At 59.5% G+C, this 2,716-nt stretch carries 2 protein-coding genes; both read right to left on the bottom strand.

Features of this window, described 5'->3' with window-relative positions:
• Positions 1 to 1,080, bottom strand: a 1,080-nt coding sequence (locus H6B10_RS13910; RefSeq protein WP_204652150.1) for a 2-hydroxyacyl-CoA dehydratase, incomplete at its 3' end; no start/stop codon positions are given.
• A complete protein-coding gene (locus tag H6B10_RS13905) occupies positions 1,077 to 2,366 on the bottom strand; it encodes a 2-hydroxyacyl-CoA dehydratase subunit D (RefSeq protein ID WP_204652149.1) in 1,290 nt (429 codons plus the stop codon). The genes H6B10_RS13905 and H6B10_RS13910, both read right to left, overlap by 4 nt.
• Between the last annotated feature and the right edge of the window lie 350 nt (positions 2,367 to 2,716).

Raw genomic sequence — 2,716 nt, 5'->3', positions numbered from 1 at the left:
GCCGTAGCCGGTGGTCACGATGGCGTCAATGTCGCTGCGCTGCAGCCCGGCCTGTTCCAGGGCCTGCTCCAGGGCACGTTCGGCGCCTACGGCGGCACCGGCACCGGTGGGCAGAATCACGCCGGTGACCATCTTTTGGTCCCGGTCCAGAATCACCACGTCGGTGCTGGTGGAACCGCTGTCAATGCCTGCAAAATAGCCTTTTTCCATCTTGATCTCCTTTCCTTCCCCCTGGCCGGGGTCCATGCTTTCGGCAAAGGCCTCCAGGCGGGTCAGCAGCTGACCGCTGCTCTGCAGCGTGTAGTCGGATTCAATCTTCAGCAGCGGTACCGCCACGCTCTGCTTTACCTGGGCATATTCAAAACTGTAAAAATCGCAGAACTTGACCGTGTGGTAAATGATGCCCTTCAGGTCGGGGTCGTTGAACAGCCGCTTGCGGCCGGTATTGTCCATCATCCGCATGCAGGGGATCTGCCCCAGCAGTTCGGCGGCATACCACTCCATCAGGGCGTCAAAGTCGGCATCCTCCGGCGGCAGTACTTCACCCACCGACCGGTTGTGTACGCAGGTTTCATTCTCCACAGGGAAAGGCATGGCGTTCTGCACCATCTCAAACAGTTCCTTGCCCATCCGGGCACCCAGCACACTGATGTGCGGCCCGCGGGTCTTTTCGGGGGCATGGAAGGCCGCCCGGAAAGCTTTGGCGTCAAAGGTGGTGCCTTTGTAAGCGGCATAGGCCTTGGCCAGCCCCTTCAGCTGGGCAGCGGTGCGCTGGCGGCTGCACTCGCCGCCGCTGTGCAGCATGTCCACGATGTACAAAAAATCCAGTTTGCCGCTTTCCGCCAGCACATCATAAACGCTGCGGATGGTATCGCAGCAGTTTACCAGCACCAGTTCGCGGACCTGGCCGCTCATCACCGCTTCCAGCAGCGATTTGCCGAACCCGCAGATGTTGGAATGAGCCATCTGGTCGGCCCGGTCAAAGCCCTCCTGCATACCGTTCAGGTTTTCGCACTCTGCACCCAGGGCGGTCAGCAGTTCAATGGGGGTGTATTTGCATACATAATAGGTCTTGTTCATGCCTCGGCTCCTTCCCCGGTGCGGCCCGGCTCGTTCAGCATCTCCAAAAAGGCGCCCAGCCGGGTGGAGGTCTGCCCCTCGCCGCCGTGGCTGCGGTCGCAGCCGTCGCCGTCCAGAATCAGCAGCGGCAGGCCCGCTTCCTCAAATTTCTTTTTGGCAAGCTGGGCAGCGCCCAGGGTGTGTTTGCAACCCCAGTGGTCAAACCACACCACGCCGTCGGCGCCCACCTGTTTGGCATGGCGGATGCCTGCCTTGATGCGGCGCACTGCGCTGCCGTTGAGGGCATGGTACACCATGCGGCGGGCCATGGCCTCGTAGGGTTGTTCGGGGTCAAAGTCCGGTTCGCATACTTCGCTCAGTTCACATCCTACGATCTGGGCGCTTTCCCGGAAGAGCAGATCCTCCTTGATGGCATCGGACCAGAAGGGGATGGTGTGCATCCAGTAGATGCGCTTGCCTTTGGCGGCGGGGGCGTGTTCCAGGTCTTTCAGCAGCTGGTCCACATAGGCTTCCACCTGGGGCGTGCCCAGCAGGATGTTGTTGGTCATACCGCAGTACAGCGGTGTGACCAGATCGGTAGGCACATACCGGTCTGCGCGTTTTTGCTGGTAGGTGCGGTATTTTTCCAGCGTCCGTTTGCTGCGGCGCAGCCGCTCTTTCAGTGATTCCTCGTCGATGGGGCGGCCGGTCTGCTGTTCCAGAAATGCCGCCAGCGCCCGCAGCTGGGCGGCTACATAGGCCACATTGTCCTCGTTCTGCTGCATGGGCACATCGATGGCAAAAGGCTGTACATGGTACAGCTGGCTCAGTGTGCGGAAGGTCAGCAGATTGGCGTCACAGGTCAGGTTGGTATAGACGATGCATTTGGGTTTGGGCAGTACCCCTTTCTGGGCGGCCCCCAGAAAAGTCTTGTGGTAGCTGCACAATGTTTCGGAAATACCGGTGTTTTCGGCCTGCTGCAGAAAACCGCGCTCCGCCATGGAGCCGGACAGATAACAGGAGAAAGCCTCCACATTATAGGGGTTGAGCCCTGCTTCCTGCAGCATTTCGCAGGGGGTGAACACACTGACCATAGCCGAGTGGTCGGGGTCCTGCAAGGGCGCCAGCATGGCGTCCATCATAATGCGGGCCAGTTTCCGGTCCGCCGGCTGCAGGCGCTTGTCGGGGCTGAACCGGTTTTTCAGGTTCTGGGCTTCCCACCCGGTGCGCAGCAGCCTGCGCGCACGCTGGGGGTTCCGGTTGCTCCAGGACTCCACGGTGCGCCCGAAGGTTTCTACTACTTGCATATTGTTTCCCTTTCTCTACTCTCCGCGCCCGAATCCGTGCAAAAAAACAGCGGGTTCCCCGGCCGGGACCCGACCGGAAAACCCTTGCACTGTTTCTCGGGTTGCAGTGTTGTTTTGCAGGATGAGCTCATTCTATGATACACCCGATGCAACGCAAAATCAATGTATCTTTTGCACAGTTCTTTGTTTTTTGTCTTGCGTAAAATTAGGCCGGATGCTGCTGGGCACCGCCGCCCGGCGTGGGCATGGGGCAGTGGGTCAGGTACCAGACAAACAGGATGGAACTGACGGTCCAGGTCAGGGGATAGGCCCAGAAAATTACGCTGATCTGCGGAATAAAGTGCACCGTT

The sequence above is a fragment of the Gemmiger formicilis genome (genome assembly GCF_016901605.1).
Taxonomy (GTDB): domain Bacteria; phylum Bacillota; class Clostridia; order Oscillospirales; family Ruminococcaceae; genus Gemmiger; species Gemmiger formicilis_B.
Note: the sequence above shows the minus strand (reverse complement) of the source record. Positions and strands in the feature narration are given on the sequence as shown.

Excerpts from the sequence above, each read along its gene's own strand:
- H6B10_RS13905 (WP_204652149.1), bottom strand. The coding sequence starts at position 2,366 with ATGCAAGTAGTAGAAACCTTCGGGCGCACCGTGGAGTCCTGGAGCAAC.